General features: G+C 39.8%; 1 protein-coding gene. It reads right to left on the bottom strand.

The annotated features are described in order from the left end of the window. The coding region (locus A3738_RS04390; protein WP_156503950.1) for a hypothetical protein at positions 1-628 on the bottom strand (628 nt) is incomplete at its 3' end. Positions 629-747 lie beyond the last annotated feature (119 nt).

The raw sequence follows: 747 nt of genomic DNA, 5'->3' as shown, positions 1-747 counted from the left end.
TGAAATATCCATTTTCTATATATTGAAATGAAACCAAATCTAAGCCACGAGCTGTACTGAAGCGCATAGCTAAGGAACCTAAGTCATCAGTAACAAGTTCAAGCTCTATGTCATCTGAATGATTCTGAACAGAAGCATTGCCTGTAATAGCCGCGACAGAAATAACTTCAAACAACTGTGTACTCGGTACGCTTTGGCCATCGCAGCTCAACCAACCGAATAAGGCATTCGCAGGTACTGAAGTCTGCTCATTGAAGTGATCGATTAAAGTTTGCGATGGAAGGCTTACGGCCACACCTTGAAGAGAAACGGATTCGATGACTGAATAGTCTCCACTAAGCTTCTGAGTAAGGCTTAGGATTAAATCGAAAATACCATCAAAATGAAGCGTTGCCGCATCAGCCGATATGTCTTGCTTAGACTTAAAATGCTTGAAACTTGGCTGAGACACAACTATCTCGCCATCCAACAAGGATGTCTTCACGCCTAAGTATTGGAAAGACCCAACGTTCACCAAATCATCTTTGGCTTGAACCAGCACCTGGTTTGAAATTAGCACGAGAGCCAATTTCAAAAGCACGCCAACGACTATCAGTATCCCCGCTGTAATTATCAACTTACGCTTCATTGTTTTTATTCATCCAAATCTATGTACTCTCTAAACTATAGCAAACATCAAATACTTAGAAAGTTGAGAAATATAAAGCACTTATCGATAAAAGTTATAATGAACTTTAAAATCATGCT

The sequence above is a fragment of the Oleiphilus sp. HI0066 genome (assembly GCF_001635725.1).
This window is presented reverse-complemented; position numbering and strand designations above follow the sequence as displayed.